We start from the raw sequence: 24,897 nt of genomic DNA on the forward strand, positions 1-24,897 counted from the left end.
CGAAGTGCTCTGCTTCCTCGCCTCGCCACGCGCCAGTTTCATCACGGGCGCCGTGGTCGCGGCGGACGGCGGGTTCACCGCGGCCTGAACGGCACACCCATCGAGTACCGGACAACAGCTCGTGTGCGTACGCCGCGATGCCCGGGCCGGTCGCGGTCGCGGCGGCCTCGGTCCGCTCGGTCAGCGAGGCCGGCGCGGTGACGGCGGTGTCCTGCTCACCACACCGGACCGCGGCCTCGACCGGCTCGGGCAGGGAGAATCCGGCGATGAGAAGGTCCCCGAGCGCGACCGCCCGCCAGCCCTGCCCGCCCAAAGGCATGGAGCATGACCGCACCACATCGTCGGCTGCGAGCGATCAGGCCGGTTGCAGGATACGTATCTCCGCTCGACAAGAGTAGGCAGTTGATGCCGAGGCGATGCCTCGCGACACCCGACAAGCTCGACGGCATGGCAAAGACAACCAACAAAGTGATGCGCGGCGTGGCAGTCGTGGCGGTCGGCGCGGCGGTCTCGCTGAGTGTTCCGTCACCGGCGACCGCGCAAGGAGCCCACCAGAGGTGCGGGCGAGTGACCGTTGACAAGAAGGCCCCAGTGATCGCGCGGGCCAGCGTCTTCGTGAAGGCGTCACCGCGGCGGATCTGGCAGTTGCACACCGCGATCGACCGGTGGGACACCTGGATCCCGGAGATCACGCCGGCGAAGAAGCGGACGCCGGGCCCGCTGCGGCGGGGATCAGTGTTCGACTGGTCCCCGCAGAACATGAAGGTCACCTCGACGGTCATGCGGGTCGAACCGCTGCGCTGCACTGCGTGGGGCGCACCGGTGAACGGTATCGACGGCGTGCACCTGTTCACCTTCAAGAAGGCCCGAGGCGGCGTGATCGTCACAACTGAGGAGTCCTGGGCGGGAAAGACAGTCGAGGCGGATGTCCCCAGCTTCCAGAAGCTGCTCCAAACAGGTCTTGACGACTGGGTGCTACGGATCAAGGACACCGCCGAAGGTGTGTAGCTCGTCTTCCGGCTGAGAGTAGGTCTCCTGACTCGTCGGCGGAGCAACCCATCGTTTCAGCTCAGCGTCAGCCTCCCTGCTGTCGAGGCCGGGCTTCCTTGGCCGGCCGTGTAGGGCGGCAGCGGGTGGTACCAGCTCGGCAGAATCGCCTGGCCTGCGGGGACCACTCGATCATCGCCTGGCGTCATGACAGCACGAACACCCCGGGAGATGACGGATGGATATCCAGGGGCCGATTCGCCCAGCCGACAGCGAGCGTCAACGAGAAGACGACCTTCGCGAACCTCACCTGTGACCGCAAGGCTGACTATGTACTCCGTGATCCCACGGAGTCCAACCAGTTGATCAGCTGGGCGAACGCGGACGGGCTCGCGTCACTGTGGGGCACGAGCCGACCCGTAGCCGGAAGATGAACCGCGCTCGCTGAGAACGGTGGTCGGGTAGGAGGGCGGAGGGCTGGTGGGCGGTCAGCCAGCCCTCCGCTTCTTCCACTGGTATCTCTGACGGATCTGGCCCACGAGTATCTCGTAGGTGCCGACCAGCGCGAACGGCGGCCACGCAGCGGCCATTCGGCCTGGTAGCCTGGTCCGCTTTCAGACCCAAGAAGAAGCTGGGCGGCGCCCGACGTGCGGTAGCAGTCCCTGTCCCGGCAACCTGGCGCGGGTGTTCCCGATGTGCTTGCGCTCCAAGGGCAGGTCCAGAGGCAAGCCCTGCGGCCCCTGCCTCATCACACAGGCCAAGTTCGATAGGGGAACTGGCGGCGGCCGTGGTTGACGGAGATCCATTTCTGGGTGGTGAACTCGTGCAGGCTCCAGTCGCCCTTGGGGCCGCGCCGAGCGAGAACCTTCCTGTGGGAGACGGCATCTAACAATTCGTTCTGCGACCATCCCAACACAAGGAGCGAACATATGGCTGTCCTCCCGTCCAGCCTCACCCGTCTGACGGTCGTCGCCGGCGCGTGCGCGGCCCTGGTACTGACGACCACCGCCCCGGCCGCTGCCTTTCCCCTCCCTCCACAGGGCGTCAATCCCGATCAATGGCACTGCGGCGAAGAGATCAACAACTTCGGTGACCGCCTCTGCCTGAAGCTGAACCAGGTCGTGGGCTGGTGGACCGGCTTCAACGCCGAATACCACCGCAGCCTCGACCAGGGCCCCGAGCCGATGCACGTCAGATTCCACTGGTTCAGCAGCGCCGGCCAGTCCGGCTCCCTGCCCACCCGAGGCCGCGAGTTCGCGCTCACGCGCGGCGCTGTCGCCCGCACCGACAGCTGGGCCCATCTGCCGAGCCACACGTGCCTGCAGGTGCAGGCGGAGGTGCGTCATCCCGACGGCTTCACCTACCACAGCCCATTCACGGTGGTGTGCCGCGACAACTGACCTTCCTGGCCACGGCCATCCTCGACCGACTGCTCCACCACGGGCGATGTGATCCATCAAAGGTCCACGGGCTTGTCCCGGGCCGACGCGATGGCCTTCGTGCCGGGCGAGGTTCCCGACGGAGTGAGCAGCGTCGCCGACGTTGCTGCTCTGAAGAGGCGCTACTTGGCATCGCGGGTCCGCTGCGCGGCCGGTGGTGGGAGGACGGCGCGTACGGAGGGCAGGGCCAGGCAGGCCACGCCGGCCAGCACACAGGTCACCGACGACAGGACGATCACGGACGTCGCGGACATGCCTTCGAGCAGCAGCCCGCCGAACGCCGCCCCCGACGGTGAGGCGATGACGAGCGGGGCCTTGCGCGCGCCGAAGACCGCCCCGTGCTGGGACCTGGGCACGCGCCGCTGCACCACGCTGACCTCAGTGGCCACGTAGGGAGCCCAGACGAAGCCCGCGACGAAGAGGATCAGCATGGCCGCGGGCAGCAGGCCGTGGGCAGGTCGGGCTCCTTGCGGCGTACATGTAGTTCAGGGGCTGATGTAAGCATTCGCCTCCAGCGGATTTCGGGTTCTGGTGATCGCGCTGTGTGATCGACCCGGGGCGTGCGCGCGTACGGCCGCCCCGGAGGATCAGACCGTTGGTGGGTCGGGTGGCATCCAGTGGTCACCCAGGAGCGCGTCGCGCAGGACCGTCATGGTGTCGAGGCCGTGTTTGAGCGCGGTGGACAGGTAACCGCGCACGGCGTAGCGCTGCTCGGTGGCCTTGTCCGAGCGGAGCGCGGGTGTCGGCCGGTTGCTGATCGGTGGCGGTGGTGCGTCCGGCCGGCGTCGTCGGCGGCCGGGAAGGGTGGTCGCCGGATGCCAGGTGCTGGTTACCGGCAGGGTGGCCGGGTCGCTGGTGGCGACGGTCAGGCGGCGGCTCCGGCCGGGCCCGTAGCGGCCCAGCGGCCCATGTCGCCGCCGACCCAGGACAAAGCCCCCGGCGGCGACGCCGCCGACGGTAGCCGATGACAGGCCGCAGGTCGTGGCGGAGGTGAGCGACCAGGCGCGCCGTCTCCGAGAAGAAGTCCAGACAGCAGGCGAGCTGGGTCGCGACCACCGTCACGATGAGCCGCGAGTCCGCCCTGGGCGCGGCAAGGGAAGCGGCGTGGCCAGTGTCACGGCACGAAAGGTAGCCAGACGAAACTCCCGGCTTCCGGATCAGGTCACTTCCGGTTCCGGTGGACGATCTCCTTGTCGCCCTTGCCCGGGTACGCCATGATCAGCAGCCGCTGCCCGCTCTGCGCCTCGCCCTTCCAGGGGAACCAGGCGTAGTGCACACGGATGCGGTAGTGCCCCTTACGCCCGTTGAGGGCAAGGTTGGGCAGCTCGGTGCCGCTGAGGCTGTCGTAGAGCACGATCTGGCCGCCCGGGCTGTGGTAGCCGACCTCGACCACCTTGTCCCTCGTACGTGACGGCGCGCTCCGGACGGCCACAGTCGTGTTGGGGACCCCGTAATACCTCACGGCAGGGCGGGGCACGCATGAGTGAGGCTTTGCATCCGTGGGTGAGCTCGTAGTTCTGCAAGACGGCGATCGCCTTGCATAGCTGTCCTGCCTTATGCGGACAGCAGTCGTGGGTGTTGCCCGGCAGCGAGCCGGAGGTCCAGATGGTCGTGCCGTCTGGGGAGGCGATGACTTGGATGTTCATCCCATGCATGCGGTGCTTGGCCGAGTAGTACGGCCGGTCGGCGCGCACGCGGTCGATGGGCGATCAATCACCTTCAAGATGCAATTCTGTAGCCGATTGGCTCTCGCATTCACGAGCCAGCCGGAGAATTTCTTGCAGGAGATACTTGACATCAGAGTCGTGCGAACTTCCGAACCCTTCTTCAAGCTCCGAAATAAACTGCTCCATTTCTTGCGAGGTCAAAATAAGCGTTCCATAGGGGTCCACACGACTCAACATCGGCAAGGTGCTCGACGAGCAAAGGCGAGCGAACCTGTCGCCACGATCGGGAACAACGTCCACCTGAGTTACGCGCCTTTTCCTGGAACTGGTTCCCCGTTGGTCCACGCGCATAAGCACTACGTCTACACCCATAAAACCTCCCTATTTCCGGGCCTGAATCTACGGCAGTGCACCTATGTTGGCTCATCGCAGCCAATCGGGGAGGGAGATTTATAATAGTGGTGCCCGAGGAGAGGGTGAGCAGGTTCGTGTCCAGCGCGGAGAGCTGGCGGTCGAGCTCGGCCTCCGGAGGAGGACGAGAGCCCGACCACTCCGACCATGGCCGCGATGCCGATGGCGATGCCCAGCGCCGACAGGAACGCCCGCAGCGGGCGCGGGCGCAGGCTCCTTCTGGCGCTTCTCCTCTGCGGACCATCCTCACCGGCCGGCGCCGGCCGCGGCCTGGTTGCCGGTCCCGCCGGACGTCGAGGCCGCATCCGTTCCGCCCCCGTCGGCGGAGCCGCAACCGGTCAGGAGAAGGGTGAACGCGAACGGTGCCGTGGCCGGCGCGCAGCGGAATCGCCCTCGCACAATGCTCTCCTTGACTCGCGGTTCAACGGCCCGGGCAGAGGACGGCCTCCGCGGCCTTGCGTACCGCATCGCCGACGGCGTCGGCCTTCATGTTGTCGATCTTCAGCGTGGTGGCCACCGCGAACTGGACGCGGCCGTCGGCCGAGGAGAAGGTGGTGGAGTTGATCCCGGCCCCGCTGCCCGAGGCCGAGGAGACCGTGCCGCCGCACAGCTCGGGCATCGGCCGCGGCAGCTCCCGCTGCTGCTCCGCGGGCACCAGTTTGTTCTGGCTGAGCGCGCGGTAGAAGGCGCTGACGTCGTGGGCGGTGGAGATCGCCCCTTCGACGCCATAGGTGGTGGCGTTGAGCCGGTCGACATCGCGCGGCACGCCCTTGCTGCCGGGGTGGTAGCCGTGCCCGTGCGGCCCCTTGATCCGGTCGGAGACCTTGGTGGCCAAGTAGGTGTGATCCATGCCGAGCGGGGCGAACAGCCGCCGCTTGAACTCGGCGGCCCGGTCATGGCCGGTCACCCTCTCGATGATCATGCCGAGGAGGACGTAGTTGGTGGTGGAATAGCGGTACTGTCCCGGGTCGCCCTCGCGGGGCACGGTCCGTGCGGCCCTCACCAGGTCGATCGGCTTGTGGGCGGTGGTGAAGTCGAAGACGTCGAACTTCCCGCTGTCGATGAAGTCGGGAATGCCGGAGGTGTGCCGGATCAGGTCCCGTACGGTGATCTCGTCGGCCCGGTCCACGTAGTCGTGTGCGGCCATCTCGGGCAGGACGTCGCTCAGCTTGTCGCCCAGGGCGAATTTGCCCTCTCCGGCAAGCTGGAGGATGACCGTGGCCTCCATCAGCTTGGTCTGGGACGTGATGCGGTAGCGGGAGTCCGAAGGGATGCGGCCGCCCTTGCCGCCGAGCAGGCGCGACCCCGCCGTCCCCCGGCCCACCCGCTTGCCGTCGACGTACACCTCGCCGATGGCGCCCACCACGCCCGCCGTCTTCGCGACGTTTCTTATCGCCTGCCGTACGTCTCCGAGCTCGACCTGGTCGGCGGCGGCGGTCGCGGGTGCCGGGACGCTCAGCGTCAACAGCGCGCACGCCAGCCCGGCGGCCATGCCAAGGGCTCGCCTCCGCCGCGTTGCCGGGATGTGCGTGGTCGTCATGGTCGATCACCTTTCTGACAGGGACTTGAACGGTGATCACTTCTACCGGCGGGCACCGATGGGCGACCGATCGGCGGACCATATGGGGTCCATATCCGGGCGTTGCGATACTGCTCCGATGCGTGTGCTCCTGGTCGAAGACGAACAGCCCCTTGCCAGGTACATCGAGGCGGGGCTGCGCAAGCACGGTTTCACCGTGGACGTCGCCCTCGATGGCCGGAGCGCGCTGGACAAGTGCGAGCTCACGCCGTACGAGGTGGTGGTGCTGGACCGCGACCTGCCGCTCGTGCACGGCGACGCGGTGTGCCGCCGGCTCGCCGAGCGGGGCGAGTCGCGGGTGCTCATGCTGACCGCGTCGCATGCGGTGGAGGACCGGGTCGGCGGGCTGATGCTGGGCGCCGACGACTACCTGGGCAAGCCGTTCGCGTTCTCCGAGCTGGTCGCGCGGGTGCACGCCCTGGTGCGGCGCAGCGCGCCCGCCCGCCCGCCGGTGCTGCGCGCCGCCGGCGTGAGCCTGGATCCGGCCCGCCGCGGCGCCGAGCGGGACGGACGGCTGCTGCGCCTGACCCCCAAGGAGTTCGGCGTGCTGCACCAACTGCTCGCCGCCGACGGCGACGTGGTCAGCGCGGAAACCCTGCTGGAGAAGGTGTGGGACGAGCACGCGGACCCGTTCACCAACGCGGTCCGGATCACCGTCGGCACGCTGCGCCGCAAGCTCGGCGACCCGCCGCTGATCGAGACCGTCACCGGCGCCGGCTACCGGATCCGCCCGTGAGACCGACCGCCCGCGCCCGGCTCGCGCTGCTGCAGACCGCCCTGGTCCTGGTCACCGGCGTCGCGCTGACCGGGCTGACCTACCTGCTGCTGCGACGCCGTACGCGCTATGCCCACCTCGAACTGTCCGGCTCCGACCCGCAGAGCACCCTTGAGCCGACGCGCGCCCTGGTCCACCAGGTGCAGGACGACACCCTGTCCGCGCTGCTGCCCCAGGCCGGCCTGGCGCTCATCGTGGTGACCGCTCTGGCCGCCGTGGTGAGCTGGGCGGTGGCCGGCCGCGTACTGCGGCCGATCCGCGTCATCTCCGCCACCGCCCACCGCCTGTCGGCCGAGAACCTCACCGAACGAGTCCCCATCACCACCCCCGCCGACGAGCTGTCCGCACTGTCGAGCACGGTCAACGACATGCTGGACCGTATCCAGCGCGGCATCACGGAACGCGACCAGATCCTGCACAGCCAGCGGCTCTTCACCGCCAACGCCGCCCACGAGCTGCGCACTCCGCTGACCACCGCCCGTACCGCGATCGACGTCACCCTCGACGGCCGCCCCACCCGCGCCGACCTGCTCGCCATGACCGGCGACGTCCGCGACGCCGTCGAGCACATGCAACGCGTGCTGGACGGCCTGCTCCTGCTGGCCCGCAGCCAGGCCGGGCTCACCGCACGCGCGTCCGCCGACCTCGCCGCCCTCACGGCCGCCGCCCTCGACGCCGTCGAGGACCGAGCCGCCGCCGCGGACATCACGATCCGGCCGGAACTGCGCCCCGCACCCGTCACCGGCGAACCCATCCTGCTGGAACGGATGATCGGCAACCTGGTCGACAACGCACTGCGCTACAACCAGGCAGGCGGTCACCTCACCATCAGCACGAGCGCGGCGGCCGGGCGTGCCGTCCTGCGCGTCTCCAACACCGGCCGCCGGATCCCGCCCGGCAGAGCACGGGAGTTGCTGGAGCCGTTCGTGCACGGACAAGGCACCCGCGTCCGCAATCCGGAGCCGACCGCATCGCAGGTGCGCGCGTGAGCTCGCGAACAAGGACTTCCGGCCGCCGGGCACGTTGCCGTTGGGTCGCTCGGGGCCGTCGAGCGGCCCCTGAAACTCAGGCCCGTCTGGGCCGCTCGCGTCGAGCCAGGTGAGGAAGGTCCAGAGCCGGGAGTCGTAGGCGCGGCGGGTGTCGCCGTCCAGCGGGACGCGCGACGGTGCTACTGGTTCCGCTCAGCCTCGCGCTGCTGGTAGTCGCGCGGAGACAGTCCATGGAAGCGAGAGAAGGCGGCGCTGAACGTGGGCAGGTGGGCGTACCCGATCCGGCGCGCGACGGTGCTGGGCGGGGCGCCCCCGGCGAGCAGGTCGCGAGCGATGCGCATGCGGGCGGCATAGCGCCAGCGCCCCAGTGTCATACCCGTCTCGTCGCGGAAGGCACGGTGGATCTCGGCGCGGACATCGACGTCCTGCGTCCCGCCGGGCTCGCCGATACGACGCAGGCACTCCATCGCGACAGCACGCGCGTGCGGATTGACGGGCATCGGCACGGACAGCGCTCGCTGCGCGGCGACCTGTTCCGCGAACAGGTCGAGGATGTGGCGGGGGTTGTGGTCGTCGGGACGCAGTACGGACCGGGCGCTGATCGAGCAGAACATCAAGTAGTCGTCCCACGCGGGCGGGAACCGCACCTGCAGCGGCGCCGTCAGCTGAAGGTCGCCGGTGCTCGCGTTGCCCAGCGGCAGGGAGACGGAGTTCTCGCGGAGGCCGGTGACATGGTCCAGTTCCGCGGGGATCCAGGTCGCCACCCCTCGCTCCCGCTCGTAGCGCCGCTCGCCGATGTCCAGGTACCCGCTGCCCCGATACATCCAGCTGAGGACGTGGATGTCGTTGGTGTGCGACGGCGTGCTGGCCGCGGGCAGCAGCTCGGGCGCGGCGGGAGTGTCCGTCCTGCGCATCATCCGGATCAGGTCGTCGGTCTGCCGTGCCGCCGCTGCCCGTTGCGTCAGCCCACCGGCGCCGGGCCGGGCGGAGAGCTCCCGTCCGAACTCGTGGGGGGTCAGTCCGAACCGTCCCTTGAAGGCCCGCGTGAGACCGTTGCGACTGGCGAAGCCGACTCGAGCGGCCACCTGGTCCACGTCGTAACCGGCGGCGAGGAACTCCACGGCGGCGCCGAGCCGGCAGAGCAGCCGCCACTGCTCGAACGTGAGCCCGGAGTCGGCGAGGAAGTCACGGCGAAGGGTGCGCGCGCTGGAGAGCACCCGCGACGCCCATTGCTCGACCGTGAGGTCAAGCGCGGGGTCGCGAATCAGCTCCTCGGCGACCGCTCTGGCGCCGCGGGCTCGCGGCATCGCCGGCGAGGCGAATCCCTCCGAGGTCGGATGTCGCCCGACCTCGACGGGCGCCGACGAGCGCGGGCCAGGACGCCGCAGGAGCTCCTCGATCGCCTCGGGTGCGTACCCGCGGCCGTTGAACGGAGTGACCTGCAGGTTGAAGAGCTGGATCAACCAGTCCTGCCAGCCCCTGGGAACATCGAACCGCGTCGGTTCCGACGGCCCCCACGCACCGACGCCGGCGTGGGGCCACAGCGGGAAGGCGACAGTGCCCGGCTCAGTGGTGATCGTCCGCTCGGCCCAGCCAGCTGCGGGAATCCAGACGCCCTCGCCGGTCTTGAGGTGGAGCGCCGGCCCGCCGTCGAGACGCACGTGCGCCGCGCCGGTGCGAACCCAGAGCAGCAGCGGCCGTACGGGCGCATCCGCCGTGCCCAACCGCGCGCCCGGAATCGGCGGCGGGTCGCCGGCGCCCGCGGCGAACGACGAGGGCACCACCACGTCCTAACCATTCGGCAGTCTGCGCACACCATAGTAGGTGAGGTATGCCTAACCTTACCAGTGCGCGCCTGCCCGATAACGGCGCGCGGCTGCTGCCCTCGAAACGATCGGAAAGTTCGGTTCCCGTATGCCCAGGACCTCGCGCCGGCTCACCGTGCACCCGCCGACCCTGCGTGAGGTCGAGGTGGTCCGGACCGTCGACATCACCCCGGGGATGCGGCGGGTCACGCTGAGCGGTGCACAGTTGCGCGCGTTCACCACCGCGGACGGCATCGTACGGCCGGCCTTCGAGTCCTCGGGCTTCGACGACGACCTCGCGTTCTACTTCCCGTACCCGGGTCAGCGCGATCCGGCGCTCCCGGTCCAGGGCGAGGCCAAGCTGATCGTGCCCAAGAATCCTCGACCGCTGTCGAGGGCGTACACGGTTCGCCGGTGGGACCCCGAGGCCGGCGAGCTGGACGTGGACTTCGTCAAGCACGGGGTGGGCGCCGGAACGACGTGGGCCTATCGCACCCAGCCGGGTGACCGCATCCACCTCAGCGGCCCGAGCACGTCCAAGGCGTTCCCGGTCGGCCTCGACTGGTTGCTCGTGGCGGGCGACGACACCGCACTCCCCGCGATCGGCCGCCTGCTCGACGAGCTCCCGCCCGATGCCCGGGCGCAGGTGTTCATCGAGATCGCCGAGGACGCCCACCGCCAGGAGCTGCGCGAGCTGCCCGGGGTGGACGTGACGTGGCTGGTCCGCTCCGGCGTGACGGCCGGGACCGGGTCGCTGCTGACCGAGGCCGTCCGCGGTGCGGAGTGGTGGCCGGGCCAGGCGTTCGCGTGGCTGGCCGGCGAGCACACGGCCGTCCGGGACATCCGCCGGCACCTGGTCGAGGACCGTGGCGTGCCCAAGGAGGACATCGACTTCGCCGGCTACTGGCGTCGCTCCCGGGTCGTCGCCCTGGAGAGCGACGGAGCGGTGCCCGACCCGGAGAAGACGGTCACCCCGTTCCAGAAGCTGCACGATCTGACCGAGCTGGTCGCGCCGATCGCGATCCGCACCGCCGTCGAGCTGGGCGTTCCCGATCTGGTCTCCCGCGGCGTGAGCAGCGTGACCGAACTGGCCGCCAAGGCCGGCGCCGACGAGCGCGCTCTGGGCAAGCTGCTGCGTTACCTGCACACCCTGGACGTGGTGACCGAGACGGAACCGGGTCACTACGCCCTGACGCCGGTCGGCGATGTCCTCACGCTCGAGTTCATCGCGGACCGGCTCCACTCCGCCGGGGTGGTCGGCCGCGAGATGCTCGGGATCCACGGCCTCACGGAGTCGGTACGCACCGGCCGGCCCGCCTACGCCTCGGTCACCGGCCAGACCTTCGCCGACGTACGAGCCGAGCAGGACTACGAGGACCGTCACCTGGAGCGCCTGGCGAAGTTCCAGCCCGCACTGGCCGGACCGATCGCCACGTCCGGCCTGCTCGCCGGAGTCCGGCACCTGGTGATCCACTCCGGTGGTGCCGGCGCCCACGCCCGTGAGTACGTCGCGGCCCACGAAAGCCTGCGCGTGACGATCTGCGCCCTGCCCGCCCAGGCCGACTGGCTGCGCCGCGACCTGCCCGCCACGATTCCCGACGAGCGGCAACGCACGCGGGTCAGCGTACTGGAGCAGTCCGTCTTCGAGCCCGGCCCGGCAGCCGACGCCGTGCTCATCAGCCGCGCCTTCAAGACCCTGCCCGACGCCGACGCCGCTCACGCGCTACGCCGGGCAGCCGAGAACCTCGCCCCCGGGGGGCGGGTGCTGCTGATCGAGGAGGTCTTCGACACCGACGACCTCGACGAGCACGACGGCGAGGAAGACCTGATCGGCCTGGTCTGCCACGGCTCCGGCCTTCGCACCGCGGCGGAGCTGGACGCCGTCATCGCCCGGGCCGGCCTCACGCGCGGGTCCGCGCACACCGTCGGCCTGGGCACCACCGTCCACGAACTCCACCGGCTGACCCCCTCCACCAGAGAAGAAGAGAACGCCCATGAGCAACATCTCCCTGACTAGGCGCGGCGCCGCCCTTGCCGCCGCGCTGATGAGCGCGTCGCTCGTCCTCACTGCCTGCGGCGGCGCCGGCGACGGCACCGGCGTCAAGGCCGCGGAGGCCCCCGGCGTCAAGGCCGCCGAGACCCGCAGCGTCAAGGCCGAGAACGGCACCATCGAGGTTCCCGTCAACCCCCGGCGGGTCGTCACGATCGGCAACACGAACCTCCCCTTCATCGATCTGGGTGGCAAGCCGGTGGGCGTCACCGAGGCGTCCGACTCCGAGCTGGGCGTGCTGCCGGCGGAACAGAAGGCCGTTTACGAGGCTGCCGAGATCATCGGCAGCAACGGCGGTGAGGTGGACCTCGAGAAGCTCGCCGGCCTCAAGCCGGACCTCATCCTGGTCCAGTTCCACTCGAGCGACTGGGACAAGGTCGGCAAGCGGCTCGAGGCGATCGCCCCGACCGTGCTCTGGGGGCTCGACACCGAGTGGAAGGCCTTCGCCGACGCGATCGGGGAGGCCGGCAACGTCACGGACGCGCTCAGCCGGCAGAAAACGGAGTTCAAGGACAAGGTCGCCAAGATTCAGGCGACCTACGGAAAGATCATCGACGGCACCTCGTTCGTCGACGTCTCCCGCGGCGACTGGAGCGATCCCGGAACGTTCTACATCGCGGACATCGGTTGCTCCGAGATCGCCCGGGACGACCTCGGCCTGGACCTCCCCGAGGCGGCCGAGGGCAAGGACCCCCTGGCCTACGAGTCCTTGCCGTTCGAGCAGATCGGTGAGCTGTCCAAGTACGACGTAATCACCTACCCCGTCGACGCCCAGGGACGGCCGACGGCGCCCTTCGCGCCGGTGGTCGAGACCAACACCTGGAAGGCGCTGCCCGCCGTGAGCTCCGGTCGTGCGCTGGGAGTCTTCTGCCCCGGCAACAACTCCTACGGGCCCGTCATCCGATACCTGGACTCGCTCGGCAGCGCGCTGGCGACCCTCCCATCCCAGAAGTGACCGCCCTCGCCCTGCGGCAGGACGGTCAGGGCACCGAGACGGTGCCCGGACCGCGTCGCCGTCTGCTCGGCCTGGTCGTCGCGCTGGTGGTGCTGGTGGTCCTGCTGGTGCTGAGTGTCATGATCGGGTCGACGGCGATCGCCCCGTCAGTGGTGTGGGACGCGCTGTTCCGCTCCTCGGCCGACATCGACCAGTTCGCGATCCGCGACTTCCGGCTGCCGCGCACGATCGTGGGTCTGGTCGTCGGCGTCGCACTCGGTTTGTCGGGCGCGTTGATCCAGGCCCTCACCCGCAATCCCCTGGCCGATCCGGGTGTCCTCGGCGTCCACGCCGGCGCGTCCTTCGCGGTGACGGTCGCCGTGGGCGTGCTCGGCGTCCGCGACGCCCAGGGCTACATGTGGTTCGCGTTCGCGGGGGCACTGATCGTCACGCTCCTGGTGCTCGCCCTCGGGTCGACCCGGCAGGGTTCCTCGCCGGTGTTCATGGTGCTCGCCGGGGTCTGTGTCGGCGCCGTGCTCGGCGGCGCCAGGGAGGCGCTCCAGCTGACCAGCCCGGACGCCTTCGACGCGATGCGGTACTGGAACGCCGGGTCGATCGTGGGTCGCCCGCTTGAGGTCGTGTGGCCGGTCCTGCCGTTCTTCGCGGTGGCGCTCATCCTGGCCTTCGCGGTGTCGGGCCCGCTCAACGCCCTGGCTCTGGGTGACGAGCTGGCGGTCGCCCAAGGGGTCCGGTTGGTACGCACCCGTGTGCTCGCGGTGATCGCCCTCACCCTCCTCGCCGGTGGCGCCACCGCCATCGCCGGACCCATCGGATTCGTCGGGCTCATGGTGCCGCACGTGGCCCGCTGGATCGTCGGCCCGCACCAACGCTGGATCTTCGCCTACAGCGTCCTTCTCGCCCCGAGCCTGCTGCTGGTCTCCGACATCCTCGGCCGCATCGTGATGCGACCCGGCGAGATCCCCGTGGGTGTCGTCACCGCCTTCGTCGGCGCTCCCGTTCTCGTCGCGCTGGTGCGGCGGAAGAAGGCGAGCGGCCTGTGAGCACGCACATTCCGCGGGTGGACTTCGGGCGGCGGGTGCTGGTGCTGCGGCACCGGCGGATCGCGGTACGGCTCCAGTGGCGCTCGGTCGTCGTCTGCGCGGTGCTCGCGGTCGCGGTCGCCGGTACGGCGGTGCTCGCGCTGATGACCGGCTCGTACGCGCTGGACCCCGGGCAGGTGCTCTCCGCACTGACCGGCCGGGAGACCGGCATCGTCCACGACATCGTGGTCGAGTGGCGGCTGCCCCGGGTGGCCGCGGCGGTGATGTTCGGCGCGGCTCTGGGGGTGAGCGGGGCGGTCTTCCAGTCACTGTTGCGCAACCCGCTCGCCGACCCCGGCATCATCGGGTTCTCCCAAGGCTCCTACACCGGCGCGCTGATCGTGATCCTGGTCGTCAACGGCACCTACGCGCAGCTGGTCGGCGGGGCGTTGCTGGGCGGGATGGCCACCGCCGTGGCCGTGTACGTGCTCGCCTACCGACGAGGCGTGCAGGGGTTCCGGCTGATCGTCGTCGGCATCGGCGTCTCGGCGATGCTCGCGTCGCTCAACACCTGGCTGATCCTCAAGGCCGACCTGGACCAGGCGATGTCCGCGGCCGCGTGGGGCGCCGGGTCGCTCAACGGCGTGTCCTGGGACCAGGTCGTCATCGGCGGCGCCTGCGTCGCCGTACTCCTGCTGCCGGCCGGGATGTTGAGCCGGCCGCTGCGGCAGATGGAGCTGGGTGACGACGCGGCCGCCTCGCACGGGGTACGGGTCTCGCCCGCACGCCTCGGCCTGATCCTGGTGGGAGTGGCGCTGACGGCGACGGTCACGGCCGCGTCGGGGCCGATCGCGTTCATCTCCCTGGTCGCGCCGCAGATCGCACGCCGGCTCGCCCGCACCGCCGGGATCACCCTCGCCCCCGCCGCCCTCGTCGGCGCGCTGCTGTGCCTGGCGTCGGACTACCTCGCCCAGCACGTCGCCCCCACCCCGCTGCCGGTCGGCGTCATCACCGTCGTGCTCGGCGGCGGCTACCTCGGATACCTGCTGTTCACCGAAGCCAGGAGGCGCCTGTGAGCGTGACCCCGCCCGGCGCCGCGCGCCTCCGTGTGGAGTCGGCGACGATCGGCTACGACAAGCGGATCATCTCCGAGCACCTCTCGGTGGCGATCCCCGACGAGTCGTTCACCGTCATCGTCGGCCCGAACGCGTGCGGCAAGTCCACCCTGCTGCGCGGCCTGTCCCGGCTGCTGAAGCCGTCGGCCGGGCAGGTCGTCCTCGACGGTGCCGACATCAACTCCTACAAGACCAAAGAGGTGGCGCGGCGGGTCGGGCTGCTGCCGCAGACTTCGATCGCCCCGGACGGGATCACCGTCGCCGACCTGGTGGCCCGGGGACGCTACCCCCACCAGGGGTTCATCCGGCAGTGGACGGAGGACGACGAGCAGGCCGTGCTCAGGGCGATGCACCAGACCTCGGTCACCGACCTGTCCGGGCGCCTGGTGGACGAGCTGTCGGGCGGGCAGCGCCAGCGCGTGTGGGTGGCGATGGCGCTCGCGCAGCACACCGGCGTCATGCTGCTCGACGAACCGACCACCTTCCTCGACATCACCCACCAGATCGAGCTGATGGAGCTGTTCACCGACCTGCACCACGTCGGCCACACCCTGGTCGCTGTCCTGCACGACCTGAACCACGCCGCCCGCTACGGCACCCACCTGATCGCCATGAAGGACGGCGCCGTGGTCGCCGAGGGCACCCCGGAGGAGGTCGTCACGGCCGAACTGGTCGAGGAGGTGTTCGGCCTGCGCTGCCTGGTGTTGCCCGATCCGGTGGCCGGCAGCCCCCAGGTGGTGCCGCTCGGCCGCGAACGAACCCGGCCGAGGCCCGCTGACAACGCCGACGTGGAGAGCGCGAGAAATGGCTGATCCGTTCGTCGAGAAGCTGTCGACCGGTGAGTGGAGCCCGGAAAGGTTCAGACGACATCTTGAGGAGACGGGTGCACCGCTCGTCGAGCGGGTCTCCCCGGACGAGGTGGAGGTGACGTTCGTCGACGAGCCCGGCGACGACACGACGGTCACCCTCTCGGTGGTGATCGGCCCCAGAATCGGCTTCAACCCGATCGGCACGGAGTTCGCCTCGGTGGCGGGGACGCCGTTCCGCTTTCTCACCCTGCGGATGCGTTCCGACCTGCGCTTCTCGTACGTGTTCTCACGACGTGGGCCGACTGGACGGGTTCCGGACCCGTTCAACCCGCCACCGAGGTTCTCGGAGTGCTCGGTGGAGCGGTTCTCCGATGCCTCGGTGGCGGTGCTGCCCGACGCGGTGCCGTTGCCCTGGCTCGATGAGGCCGAGGCGCGGCCGGCACCGGCAGTGGAAACCGCCGTGCTGGCGAGCGAGATCCTGGGAGGCGAACGCCGTATCTGGGTCTCGATGCCCCCGGGAGAGTTCCCGGACGAGAGCGCGCTGCCCTTCGTGATCCACCTGGACGGGACGCCGGACCACAGCGCGCCGAGCGTTCGTGACGCCCTGGTCCGGGCGGGACTGGTCCGGCCCTGCGTGGTGGTCCTCGTCGGTCAGCCCGCGCTGCGGCGCGACGAAGAGCTGCTCTGCAACCCGGTGTTCTCCCAGATGCTGGTCCAGGAACTGCTGCCGTGGCTCCGTCACCGTTATCCGCTCTCGCGGGATCCCGGTGACGTCGCGCTGGCAGGCGAGAGCTTCGGCGGTCTGTGCGCCGGCTGGACGGCGCTCCACCACCCGACGACGTTCGGCAACGCCATCCTCCAGTCCCCATCCTGCGGGTACCACCCTGACCTCACGTGGGGCACCGGCTCGGGTGAGTTGCTGCGCCGTACCCCCGTACCGACACTGATCGCCGACTATCTGGCCGCGGAAACGGCACCGATCCGCATCTTCCACGACGTCGGTGAGCTGGAGAGCTCGAACACCCACAGTCGCTGGCTGGACCACGTGCTCACCGGGAAGGGCTACGACACCCACTACAGAGAGTTCGCCGGCGGACACGACTACGCCTGGTGGCGAGGAATCTTCGCCGACGCCCTGCTCTGGTGCTTCCCGCCCAGGAGCACGGCATGAGGAACTCCTCGCGTTTCTCGGGCGCCGACACCGCAGGACTGGGGCGAGGACCGCTGACCCGCTGGCTGCCGGTGCTCCTGCCCGCTCCCGCCGAGCCGCTCGATGCCCGGCCGTTCGAGACTGGGCCGGGGACCACTCCGGGCCGGTTCCTGCTGCGCGTGATCTTCTCGGTGCGGCGGGTCAGCGTTCCCGCGATGTTGCTGGCGATCGTGTGGCAGGTGGGCGAGTCCGCGGTGCCCGTGGTGATGGGACTCGCGATCGACCGGGCCCTGGCGACCGGGGATGAGGGACAGCTGGTTTTGTGGCTCGGCGTGCTGGTGGCCCTCTACGTCGCGCTGACGTCGGCGGCGAGGCTCTCGCTGCGGCTGACCGCCTATGCGGTGCAGGTCCTGCAGCACCGGCTCCGCGGCACCCTGTCCAGGGGTGTGCTGCACCCGGTCGGCGGCACCGCCCGGGCGCCGGGCGGCAGCGTGGTCTCCGTGATGACTAGCGACGTCGCGCGCCTGTCCAACGCGGTGATCCTGACGATCATCCCGGTTTCGAGGATCACGGCCATCGCCTTCATCGCGGCATCGCTGCTGGCGGCGCACTGGCTGCTCGGACTCGTGGTGCTGCTCGGGGCGCCCGTCGCGGTCTGGTCGATGGGCGTGCTCAGCGAGCGGCTCTCCCGGGACACCCGCGAGTACCAGGGGCTGCTGGCCTCGACGGCCGGACGGGCCACGGACCTGGTCGCCGGCTACCGGGTGATCAAGGGCGTGCGTGCCGAGGCCGAGGCGACCAGCCGGTACCGGCAGGCAAGCCAGCAGACCCTTGCCGGCGCCAGGCGCAACGCGGGCCTGCTGGGCAGGTTCCTGGTGGGCTCGGGCGTGGTCAGCGGCACGTTCGTCGCCGCGGTGATGGGGCTGGCGGGCTGGTTCGCCGTGGACGGACAGCTCAGTATCGGCGGGCTGATCACCACCGTCGGCCTCACCCAGGCACTGCTGCCGCAGATCCAGGCCATCGCGAGCACGTCCATCCCGAACCTCGCCGGCGCCCGCGCCTCGTCCTCGCGTGTCCTCGACGTGCTGCGGGACAACGCCGCGCCGACCGCCGGGCCCGATGACGCGACCCGGCGGGAAATCACCGCGCCGCCGGAGCTGGACGTGGTCGTGCCGAGCCTCACCGGGCCCGGCGTGACGATCCGGGTCGAGCCCGGCGAGCTCGTGGGCGTGCGCGCCGGCGACCGGACCGCCGCCCGTGTCGTCGAGGCGCTGCTGGACCCGCGGGCCGAGGCAGGGATCGAGGCGCGGCTGGACGGGATCGCGGCGCGTGAGCTGTCCCCGGTCGAGTACCGCTCCCGGGTCACCGTCGCGCCGCACCGCGCCACGCTGTTCAGCGGCACCCTCCGCGACAACGTCACCGTGATCGCGGGCGCGCCCGAACGGGTGGACGCCGCGGTGCGAGCCGCCGCCTGCGACGACTTCGCGGGCGACCTCGACGTCTCTGTCGGCGAGGACGGAAACCGGCTCTCGGGCGGCCAGCGCCAGCGGGTCGCGCTCGCCCGCGCCCTGGCGAGCGACGCGCCGGTGCTCGTGCTGCACGATCCGACCACCGCGGTCGACTCGGTCACCGAGCACACGATCGCAGGCCGGCTGGGCGGTGTCCGGGCAGGCCGCTCGACGCTGCTGATCGCCTCGGCCCCGGCGCTGCTCGCCGCCTGCGACCGCGTCGTCGAGCTGCCTGACGACGTACCCGTGCCCTCAAGGACGGCGCGGTGAGCGGCGGCTCCGCCGTACCCGAGACCGCGGCCTCCGATGCCGGGCTGCCGGTCGCGGGCGGCCGCGCGACGGTCAGGGAGGTGTGGCGGCTCAGCCACGGATACCGGCTCCGGCTCGCCGCGACCGGGGTCCTGGGGATCGTCAGCACCGGCGTCGACCTGATCGTGCCCGGGGCGATCGGATTCCTCGTCGACCGCGTGCAGGCAGGCACCGCGGACCTCGCCACGGTGCTGACGGTCACGGTCGTCATGACGCTCTCGGTGGTCCTCGGTGCCGCGGGCACCGCGCTGACGATCGTGCTCGCCACCCGCGTCTACCACTCCATCCTCGCCGCGCTGCGCGAGCAGCTCGTGGGCCACGCGATGACGCTCCCCCAGCACCTCGTCGAGCGCGCCGGCACCGGAGACCTGATCTCGCGGTCCAGCGACGACGTCACCGCGGTCGCCGACGCCGCCCCCGCCGTGATCCCGGTGCTCACCGTCACCGCCTTCACCATCGTCGTGTCGCTGGGCGGGCTCGCGGCACTGGAATGGCCCTACGCGGTCGCCTTCGCCGTCGTGCTGCCGGTCTACGTGCTGGCCGTGCGGTGGTACCTGCGCATCGGACCGGGGGTCTACCGCGCCGAGCGCACGGCGATGAGCGCGCGTGCCCAGCAGATCCTGGAATCCCAGCGCGGCTACGCCACCGTGCTCGGCTTCGGGCTCGCCGAGCGACGGCACCGGGCCGTGATGACGGACTCCTGGCGCGTCGCGCGGCAGTCGCTACGCGCACGCACCGTGCTGAGCATGCTCAATTCCCGGCTCAACCTCGGGGAGTGCCTGAGCCTGGCCGCCGTACTCGTCGTCGGCTTCGTCCTCATCGACCACGGCGCATCGTCCGTCGGCGGCGCCACCACCGCCATGTTGCTCGTGCTACGCCTGCTCGGACCGGTCAACCAGCTGCTGCTGGTCGTCGACACCCTCCAGTCCGCCCTCGCCTCGCTGAGCCGCATGATCGGGGTCGTCACGATTCCGTTCAGCTCGTCTGATGTCCCAGCGCAGGCCGCAGGCAGCGCCGTACGGCTCGACGAGGTTTCGTTCCGTTACGGCGAGGGGCCGCTGGTGCTCGACGGCATCACCCTCGACATCCCGTACGGTCAGCGCGTGGCCGTCGTCGGCGTGTCCGGGGCAGGCAAGACCACGCTGGCCCGCGTGGTCGCCGGCACCCACCTACCGGAGGCCGGGAGGGTGACTCGCCCCGGCCGTACCGCGATGGTCACCCAGGAGGTCCACGTCTTCGCGGGCACTGTGCGCGACAACCTCACCCTCGCCGCCCCCCGGGCCACCGATCGCGACCTCCATGCGGCGCTCGAAGCCACCGGCGCCGCATCGATCCTCGATGTGCTCCCGGACCGGTTGGACACCCTGATAGGTGTCGGCGGACACCCGCTCACCGACGCACAGGCGCAGCAGCTCGCCCTCGCCCGCCTGCTGCTCACCGACGCCGATCTGGTGATCCTCGACGAAGCGACCGCCGAGGCCGGCTCCACCTACGCCGGACAGCTCGACCGCGCTGCCGATGCCGTCCTCGCCGGGCGCACCGCGGTCGTCGTCGCGCACCGCCTCTCCCAAGCGGCGGCCTGCGACCGGATCATGGTGATGGAGCACGGCCGGATCATCGAGACCGGCACCCACGGAGAGCTGGTTGATGCCGGTGGTGTGTACGCCGGCTTGTGGACGGTCTGGGAGGCCGCTCAGTGACAACGGCACGGCCAGGCCAGGATTGGCAGGCCAGTTTCCGCGAACGCCTTCGCAGGGTCAGCGAAGCGCGTTCAGCTCTTCGAGGGCGCGATGGCCGCGCTTGACCACCCCTGGAACGGCATCGTGGCGCCCGTGGCGGATGGGGATCTCGAGCATGTGGAGGGTCTGTGCCGCTGCGAGCACCGCCGCGTCCTCCCAGCCGATCAGGTCGAGGATTCTCCTCCACAGTCGCCTTCGGACACCGTCCAGCAGCGGATCCTGGAAGGTGTACCACACGAGGGTGGTGAGATCGGTCGCCCGCGTGCCGCTACCCGCGTTCCCGATGTCCACGACCGCCACCACTGCTCCGTCACGGACCAGGACATTGCTGGCGGTTGAGAGATCGGCATGGACCATGTCGGGTGCCTCTCGTGGTGGTGGGACGTCGGCACACACGAGCCGCAGGCGCTCGACCAAGGCCGACACCACGGAGGAATAGCCCGAGAGCCCGGCCATGGACTGGCGGAGACGCGATTGCTCGGGCGTCTCGTCGAGATCCGGCCCGGAGACAGCCGGATCCTGACCGGTGGCCACCCGCCAGGCGTACGACCAGTGGTCGTAGGGCTCGGAGGCTTGGCCGGCCTGGAGTTCGATGATCTCCGTCAGCTGCTCGACGAGGGACGGGGTCAGCTCTGGCGCGGGAGCAGCGTCAACGAAGTCCATCAGATGCCATACATGAGTGGCTGTGGCCCCCACTCCGAGCCAGGCCGGGGTGGGATAGCCGCCCCCACGCATGTGCTCGACCACCCTCTGGGCCCGCAACGTCTCATCCAGGTGGCCGGGGTGGGCCCTGGGCACTGCTTTGAGCACCGCATGTGACCTTCCGGCCAGCTGGACGCGCACGGCACCCCCATTGACGCCTCCGGGTAGGCGACTGAGAAGAGTGACCTCTGCCCCGACCACGCCGGCCACGTCATCCAGGACCTCGGCCGGCAGCTCTTCGGGACGGGTGCCCTGGTTCATCGGCCCGACCTCGAGATTTCGGCGCATGCTGCCTGGCACTTGGTGGCAGCTTCGGGAGTGCCGGGCCGTGAAGCTGGTGCCCCTGGCTGGGAGTGTTCGCGGCGGCGGGGGCTTCGAGACATCAGATCATGAAACAGGTCTCGGCCCGGCGTGTCATCCGAATTTCTTCCCCTCGGGTGATCGTTACGCTCGCCACCTGCGGAGCGCTACGGCTACCACCTCCCCGGCACTGCGCGGGAGCGACGGGCGCAGGCGGAGAGGCGGCCTGGAGCCGGCGCACGAGCAAGGAGGAGAAGTCCGCCCTGTACGACCGGGACGGCCGGGATGCTCGACGAGCACGCCGAGCGTTTCGAGGCCCTGCGGGAGACGAACGCACGCCTGCTCGCCAAAGCGCGGCACGTCCTCAGCCGGGACGCCCGGCCGCACCGGACGTGAGCGTCGCGGCCGGGCGCCGCCGGTGGGTCTCCGGGCTGCGGTACACGCACCACAGGGTCAGCAGCCCGGTCAGCGTCACGAACCCCGCCACCAGCCACGGCGTGCCCCCCGCCGTGCTCAGCAGCGAGGCGGCCACCACCGGCGTCAGCCCGCCCACCACGGCCGAGCCCTGGTAGGCGATCGACAGGCCGGTGTAGCGCACGTTGCGGCCGAACAACTCGGTGAAGTACGTCGCCTGCCCGGCGAACATCAACGTCGGGCCGAAGATGTACATCGCGATGAGCGCCAGCCAGATGAGCGCATCCGACTTGGTGTTGAGCAGCATGAAGAAGGGGAAGGTCGCCAGGGTGACGAACGCGGCCCCGGCCAGGTAGATCGGCCGGCGGCCGAACCTGTCGGTCAGCGAGCCGAAGACGGGCGTGGCGACGATGCCCAGGGCCGAGGCGACCAGCATGCCGTTGAGCGGCACCGATTTGGCGACCATGAGCTGCGTGGAGATGTAGGAGATCGCGAAGGCGTTGCCCACGTTGGACGAGACCGCCTCGGCGACCCGCGCCCCGAAGGTGAGCCCGACGACCTTCGGCTCCTTGAACACCTCGACCAGAGGCCGCCTGGCGACCGTGTTCTCCCGCTTGAGGCGCTCGAATTCGGGCGTCTCGCCGACCTTGGCCCGGATGAACAGGCCGACGACCAGCAGGACGGCGCTCAGCAGGAACGGCACCCGCCAGCCCCAGCTGAACAGCTCCTCGTCGGGCAGCATGCTGACCAGGGCGAAGATGCCGGTGGCCAGCATGATGCCGGTGGAGGCGGCGGACTGAGGGATCGATCCCCAGAAGCCGCGGCGGTGGGGCGGGGCGTGCTCGACGGTCATCAGGGCGGCACCGCCGTACTCGCCGCCGAGTCCGAAGCCCTGGATCAGGCGCAGCAGCACCAGCAGCACGGGCGCGCCGAGACCGATGGCGTCGTACGTGGGCAGCAGCCCGATGAGGAACGTTGAGGCGCCCACGATGCTCAGCGTGGCGATCAGCGTCTTCTTCCTGCCGATGCGGTCGCCGAAGTGGCCGAAGACGATGCCGCCCAGCGGCCGGGCCAGGAAGCCGACCCCGTACGTGGCGAACGCGCTGATGGTGCTCACCAGGGGGTTCCCGCTTGGGAAGAAGAGCGGCCCGAGCACCAGGGCGGAGGCGGTGCCGAAGACGAAGAAGTCGTACCACTCCATCAGCGCTCCGGCGAAGCTGCCGAGCGCGACCTTCGTCATCTTGGGCTGGTGCCGGGTGGGGGATGGTGATTGATGGGACACGGGATCTCCTCGATGCGGGAGCGGCGCGAATATCGGGGTCAGGCGGGGTCGGGCCAGCTGATGAGGACCTTGGTCTGCTCGGGGTCGGCGGTCGCGGCGAAGGCGTCGGCCGCGCGTTCCACGTCGTACTCGGAGGTGATGAGGCGGGTGATGTCGTCGGGGCGGGACGGGCCGGCCAGGAAGGCGAGCACCGCGTCGAGGTCGCGGTCCAGGTACAGGCCGGTGCCGCGGATGTCGATCTCCCAGCGCTGCGTGCGCGCGAGCGGGACGCTCGTGTCCCCTGACGGCACGCCGACGACCACCAGCGTGCCGCCGGGCACGGTCGCGGCCACGGCGGAGGCCAGCGTGGCGGGCGCCGCGACGCAGTCGAACGCGGTGTCCACCTGCCGGGAGGCGGGCAACTTGCCCGGTGCGAGCACCTGGTCGGCGCCGAACGCGGCGGCCAGGGCGCGCTTGGACGCGACGGGCTCGACCAGCGTGACGTGGCCGGCGCCGCGGGCCCGTACGGCGAGCAGCACGGCGAGCCCGACCGGCCCGCCGCCGACGATCAGGACCCGGTCCAGGCCGGGCGCCCGTCCTGCGGCGTGCCAGCCGACCGCCAGCGGCTCGGTCAGTACGGCGGTCCTGGCGGCTACGCCTTCCGGCACCCGATGGCAGAACCGGCCGGCCACGACGACGCGGTCCCTGGCCAGGCCGGGCAGCCCGAAGCCGAGAACCTTCGCGTTGGGGCACTGGTTCGCCACGCCCTCGCGGCACCGCTCGCAGTGGCCGCAGCTGATGAGCGGGTTGACGACCACGAGGTCGCCCGGCGCGCAGGAGGTGACGTCGGGGCCGGTGGCGATCACCCGGGCCACGCACTCGTGGCCGGTCACGACGGGCGGCGCGATGAACGGGTGCGCGCGGCGCAACACGTGCACGTCGCTCCCGCAGATGCCCAGGTGGACAGGGGCGAGCAGGACGTCGTCCCGAGCTTGCACGGCGGCGGGCGGCGCCGCTTCGAGGTGTACCGCGCCGTCCGTGCCGAGCACAACCTGGCGGCCGTGGGCGAATGCGTTCATATCGTGATCACTCCTTTGGCGATCGCGGTCAGTCCACCGGCCGCGGCCAGGGCGAGCACGGCCTGGCGGACGCGGCGGTGGTCGATGTGCGGGCTGACGAGGTGGCCGGCGAGGACCCCGCAGAGGGTGCACAGCACGACCAGGGCGACGGTCGGGAGGGGCAGCTGGGGAAGGCCCTTGACCGCGACGGATCCGGCGTTGATCAGGATCGAGTAGACCTGCATGGTGGCCGCGAACGACCGGCTCTCCCAGCCGGTGGCGGTCGCGTACAGGGTCATGGCGGGGCCGCCGAGACCGGCGGTGACGTTCATGAGCCCGGAGACGGCTCCCGCGCCCGCCGCCCCGGCCCGGCCGCTCATCCACGGCGCGCCCGTGGACCGGCGCAGGACCAGCAGCGCGGCGATGACCAGCACACCCTCGGCGATCAGCAGCGGGCCGGAAGGGAGGGCTGCGGCGAGCCACGCCCCGGCGGGCAGCACCGCGAGGGCCGGCACCGCCAGGCGCAGCGCCCGGCCGAAGTCCGCCTGCCGCCACACGGCCGGCAGGGCGATCAGGCAGGCGGTCAGCGACAGCAGGTTGACCAGCCGGACGCCGTTCACGGGGTCGAGCACCATGGTCAGCAGCGGGCCCGCCACGAGGGCGAAGCCCAGGCCGGTGACGCGCTGGGTGCCGGCTCCGACGAGCACGGCCAGCGCCATCGGCACGACCAGGGCGGCGGTCAGCTCTGCCGGGACCACCAGGGCGGCGGTCATCGCGGTCAGCTCTGCCGACACGACCGGGGCGGCGGTCATCGCGGTCAGCTCTGCCGACACGACCGGGGCGGCGGTCATCGCGG

At 70.5% G+C, this 24,897-nt stretch carries 22 protein-coding genes and 2 pseudogenes; 12 read left to right on the top strand and 12 right to left on the bottom strand.

The window, feature by feature from the left end; all coding sequences use genetic code 11:
- Positions 1-319: pseudogene (locus AB0I81_RS32870) on the bottom strand (hypothetical protein); the annotation flags it as partial.
- 5 nt (positions 320-324) lie between these two features.
- Here AB0I81_RS32870 and AB0I81_RS32875 point away from each other — a divergent pair.
- Positions 325-1,008 carry an SRPBCC family protein gene (locus tag AB0I81_RS32875; protein WP_360664448.1) on the top strand — a complete coding sequence of 228 codons (684 nt, stop codon included), beginning with the start codon at positions 325-327 and terminating at the stop codon, positions 1,006-1,008.
- A gap of 908 nt (positions 1,009-1,916) precedes the next feature.
- Positions 1,917-2,387: a hypothetical protein gene (locus AB0I81_RS32880; RefSeq protein ID WP_360664451.1), complete on the top strand. Its 471-nt coding sequence runs from the start codon at positions 1,917-1,919 to the stop codon at positions 2,385-2,387.
- Positions 2,388-2,548: 161 nt separating this feature from the next.
- Here the strand turns inward: AB0I81_RS32880 and AB0I81_RS32885 are convergent, their stop codons facing one another.
- The 6 genes and pseudogenes from AB0I81_RS32885 to AB0I81_RS32910 form a co-directional block, all read right to left on the bottom strand.
- Positions 2,549-2,857 (bottom strand): hypothetical protein, encoded by a 309-nt coding sequence (locus AB0I81_RS32885; protein ID WP_360664454.1) that lies wholly within the window; start codon positions 2,855-2,857, stop codon positions 2,549-2,551.
- A gap of 731 nt (positions 2,858-3,588) precedes the next feature.
- On the bottom strand, positions 3,589-3,858 hold the full coding sequence (locus AB0I81_RS32890; protein WP_360664457.1) for a hypothetical protein: 270 nt from the start codon (positions 3,856-3,858) through the stop codon (positions 3,589-3,591).
- A 112-nt stretch (positions 3,859-3,970) separates the two neighbouring features.
- Positions 3,971-4,126, bottom strand: a pseudogene (locus tag AB0I81_RS32895) (transposase family protein); the annotation flags it as partial.
- 9 nt (positions 4,127-4,135) lie between these two features.
- Entirely contained in the window at positions 4,136-4,393 is a 258-nt protein-coding gene (locus AB0I81_RS32900; RefSeq protein WP_360664460.1) for a hypothetical protein, read from the bottom strand.
- A 357-nt stretch (positions 4,394-4,750) separates the two neighbouring features.
- A complete protein-coding gene (locus AB0I81_RS32905) occupies positions 4,751-4,903 on the bottom strand; it encodes a hypothetical protein (protein ID WP_360664463.1) in 153 nt (50 codons plus the stop codon).
- 22 nt (positions 4,904-4,925) lie between these two features.
- A complete protein-coding gene (locus tag AB0I81_RS32910) occupies positions 4,926-6,044 on the bottom strand; it encodes a serine hydrolase domain-containing protein (protein WP_360664466.1) in 1,119 nt (372 codons plus the stop codon).
- A 118-nt stretch (positions 6,045-6,162) separates the two neighbouring features.
- Between AB0I81_RS32910 and AB0I81_RS32915 the strand changes: the two genes are divergently transcribed.
- Together AB0I81_RS32915 and AB0I81_RS32920 are read left to right on the top strand one after the other, a co-directional pair.
- A complete protein-coding gene (locus AB0I81_RS32915; protein WP_360664470.1) occupies positions 6,163-6,819 on the top strand; it encodes a response regulator transcription factor in 657 nt (218 codons plus the stop codon).
- Positions 6,816-7,847, top strand: a complete 1,032-nt coding sequence (locus AB0I81_RS32920; protein ID WP_360664473.1) for a histidine kinase dimerization/phospho-acceptor domain-containing protein — start codon at positions 6,816-6,818, stop codon at positions 7,845-7,847. Before AB0I81_RS32915 ends, AB0I81_RS32920 begins: the two co-directional genes overlap by 4 nt.
- Positions 7,848-8,026: 179 nt before the next feature.
- Here AB0I81_RS32920 and AB0I81_RS32925 read toward each other — a convergent pair whose 3' ends face one another.
- Positions 8,027-9,634 carry an AraC family transcriptional regulator gene (locus AB0I81_RS32925; protein WP_360664476.1) on the bottom strand — a complete coding sequence of 536 codons (1,608 nt, stop codon included), beginning with the start codon at positions 9,632-9,634 and terminating at the stop codon, positions 8,027-8,029.
- A 127-nt stretch (positions 9,635-9,761) separates the two neighbouring features.
- Here AB0I81_RS32925 and AB0I81_RS32930 point away from each other — a divergent pair, with 127 nt between their 5' ends.
- The 8 genes from AB0I81_RS32930 to AB0I81_RS32965 are packed head-to-tail and all read left to right on the top strand — an operon-like array spanning position 9,762 to position 20,267.
- Complete coding sequence (locus AB0I81_RS32930; RefSeq protein ID WP_360664479.1) at positions 9,762-11,669, top strand: siderophore-interacting protein; 1,908 nt, start codon at positions 9,762-9,764, stop codon at positions 11,667-11,669.
- Complete coding sequence (locus AB0I81_RS32935) at positions 11,647-12,657, top strand: ABC transporter substrate-binding protein (protein ID WP_360664482.1); 1,011 nt, start codon at positions 11,647-11,649, stop codon at positions 12,655-12,657. Before AB0I81_RS32930 ends, AB0I81_RS32935 begins: the two co-directional genes overlap by 23 nt.
- Positions 12,654-13,697 (top strand): iron chelate uptake ABC transporter family permease subunit, encoded by a 1,044-nt coding sequence (locus tag AB0I81_RS32940; protein WP_360664485.1) that lies wholly within the window; start codon positions 12,654-12,656, stop codon positions 13,695-13,697. The genes AB0I81_RS32935 and AB0I81_RS32940 overlap by 4 nt, the downstream gene beginning before the upstream one ends.
- Positions 13,694-14,752 carry an iron chelate uptake ABC transporter family permease subunit gene (locus AB0I81_RS32945; RefSeq protein ID WP_360664488.1) on the top strand — a complete coding sequence of 353 codons (1,059 nt, stop codon included), beginning with the start codon at positions 13,694-13,696 and terminating at the stop codon, positions 14,750-14,752. The genes AB0I81_RS32940 and AB0I81_RS32945 overlap by 4 nt, the downstream gene beginning before the upstream one ends.
- Positions 14,753-14,754: 2 nt before the next feature.
- Complete coding sequence (locus tag AB0I81_RS32950) at positions 14,755-15,603, top strand: ABC transporter ATP-binding protein (protein ID WP_360665398.1); 849 nt, start codon at positions 14,755-14,757, stop codon at positions 15,601-15,603.
- A complete protein-coding gene (locus AB0I81_RS32955) occupies positions 15,596-16,771 on the top strand; it encodes an alpha/beta hydrolase-fold protein (protein ID WP_360664491.1) in 1,176 nt (391 codons plus the stop codon). The genes AB0I81_RS32950 and AB0I81_RS32955 overlap by 8 nt, the downstream gene beginning before the upstream one ends.
- Positions 16,768-18,528, top strand: a complete 1,761-nt coding sequence (locus tag AB0I81_RS32960; protein WP_360664494.1) for an ABC transporter ATP-binding protein — start codon at positions 16,768-16,770, stop codon at positions 18,526-18,528. Before AB0I81_RS32955 ends, AB0I81_RS32960 begins: the two co-directional genes overlap by 4 nt.
- The gene (locus AB0I81_RS32965; protein WP_360664497.1) at positions 18,525-20,267 is read left to right on the top strand and encodes an ABC transporter ATP-binding protein; all 1,743 of its coding nucleotides are present in this window, start codon (positions 18,525-18,527) and stop codon (positions 20,265-20,267) included. The genes AB0I81_RS32960 and AB0I81_RS32965 overlap by 4 nt, the downstream gene beginning before the upstream one ends.
- A gap of 57 nt (positions 20,268-20,324) precedes the next feature.
- Here the strand turns inward: AB0I81_RS32965 and AB0I81_RS32970 are convergent, their stop codons facing one another.
- The 4 genes from AB0I81_RS32970 to AB0I81_RS32985 all read right to left on the bottom strand — a co-directional run bounded on the left by AB0I81_RS32970 (position 20,325) and on the right by AB0I81_RS32985 (position 24,892).
- On the bottom strand, positions 20,325-21,269 hold the full coding sequence (locus tag AB0I81_RS32970) for a phosphotransferase (protein ID WP_360664500.1): 945 nt from the start codon (positions 21,267-21,269) through the stop codon (positions 20,325-20,327).
- Between the two features lie 403 nt (positions 21,270-21,672).
- Positions 21,673-23,004: an MFS transporter gene (locus tag AB0I81_RS32975; RefSeq protein WP_360664503.1), complete on the bottom strand. Its 1,332-nt coding sequence runs from the start codon at positions 23,002-23,004 to the stop codon at positions 21,673-21,675.
- Between the two features lie 38 nt (positions 23,005-23,042).
- A complete protein-coding gene (locus AB0I81_RS32980; RefSeq protein WP_360664506.1) occupies positions 23,043-24,062 on the bottom strand; it encodes an alcohol dehydrogenase catalytic domain-containing protein in 1,020 nt (339 codons plus the stop codon).
- Positions 24,059-24,892, bottom strand: coding sequence for a sulfite exporter TauE/SafE family protein (locus AB0I81_RS32985; protein ID WP_360664509.1), 834 nt, complete (start codon positions 24,890-24,892; stop codon positions 24,059-24,061). The genes AB0I81_RS32980 and AB0I81_RS32985 overlap by 4 nt, the downstream gene beginning before the upstream one ends.
- Positions 24,893-24,897: the final 5 nt, after the last annotated feature.

Source organism: Nonomuraea sp. NPDC050404 (genome assembly GCF_040655495.1).
In the GTDB taxonomy this organism is placed as follows: Bacteria; Actinomycetota; Actinomycetes; order Streptosporangiales; family Streptosporangiaceae; genus Nonomuraea.

What these genes read in the sequence shown, in the direction of transcription:
- AB0I81_RS32875 (WP_360664448.1), top strand. Translation starts at nt 325, where the DNA reads ATGACCGCACCACATCGTCGGCTGCGAGCGATCAGGCCGGTTGCAGGA.
- AB0I81_RS32880 (WP_360664451.1), top strand. Translation starts at nt 1,917, where the DNA reads ATGGCTGTCCTCCCGTCCAGCCTCACCCGTCTGACGGTCGTCGCCGGC.
- AB0I81_RS32885 (WP_360664454.1), bottom strand. Translation starts at nt 2,857, where the DNA reads ATGCTGATCCTCTTCGTCGCGGGCTTCGTCTGGGCTCCCTACGTGGCC.
- AB0I81_RS32910 (WP_360664466.1), bottom strand. Translation starts at nt 6,044, where the DNA reads ATGACGACCACGCACATCCCGGCAACGCGGCGGAGGCGAGCCCTTGGC.
- AB0I81_RS32915 (WP_360664470.1), top strand. Translation starts at nt 6,163, where the DNA reads ATGCGTGTGCTCCTGGTCGAAGACGAACAGCCCCTTGCCAGGTACATC.
- AB0I81_RS32930 (WP_360664479.1), top strand. Translation starts at nt 9,762, where the DNA reads ATGCCCAGGACCTCGCGCCGGCTCACCGTGCACCCGCCGACCCTGCGT.
- AB0I81_RS32935 (WP_360664482.1), top strand. Translation starts at nt 11,647, where the DNA reads ATGAGCAACATCTCCCTGACTAGGCGCGGCGCCGCCCTTGCCGCCGCG.
- AB0I81_RS32955 (WP_360664491.1), top strand. Translation starts at nt 15,596, where the DNA reads ATGGCTGATCCGTTCGTCGAGAAGCTGTCGACCGGTGAGTGGAGCCCG.
- AB0I81_RS32960 (WP_360664494.1), top strand. Translation starts at nt 16,768, where the DNA reads ATGAGGAACTCCTCGCGTTTCTCGGGCGCCGACACCGCAGGACTGGGG.
- AB0I81_RS32970 (WP_360664500.1), bottom strand. Translation starts at nt 21,269, where the DNA reads ATGAACCAGGGCACCCGTCCCGAAGAGCTGCCGGCCGAGGTCCTGGAT.
- AB0I81_RS32980 (WP_360664506.1), bottom strand. Translation starts at nt 24,062, where the DNA reads ATGAACGCATTCGCCCACGGCCGCCAGGTTGTGCTCGGCACGGACGGC.
- AB0I81_RS32985 (WP_360664509.1), bottom strand. Translation starts at nt 24,892, where the DNA reads ATGACCGCCGCCCCGGTCGTGTCGGCAGAGCTGACCGCGATGACCGCC.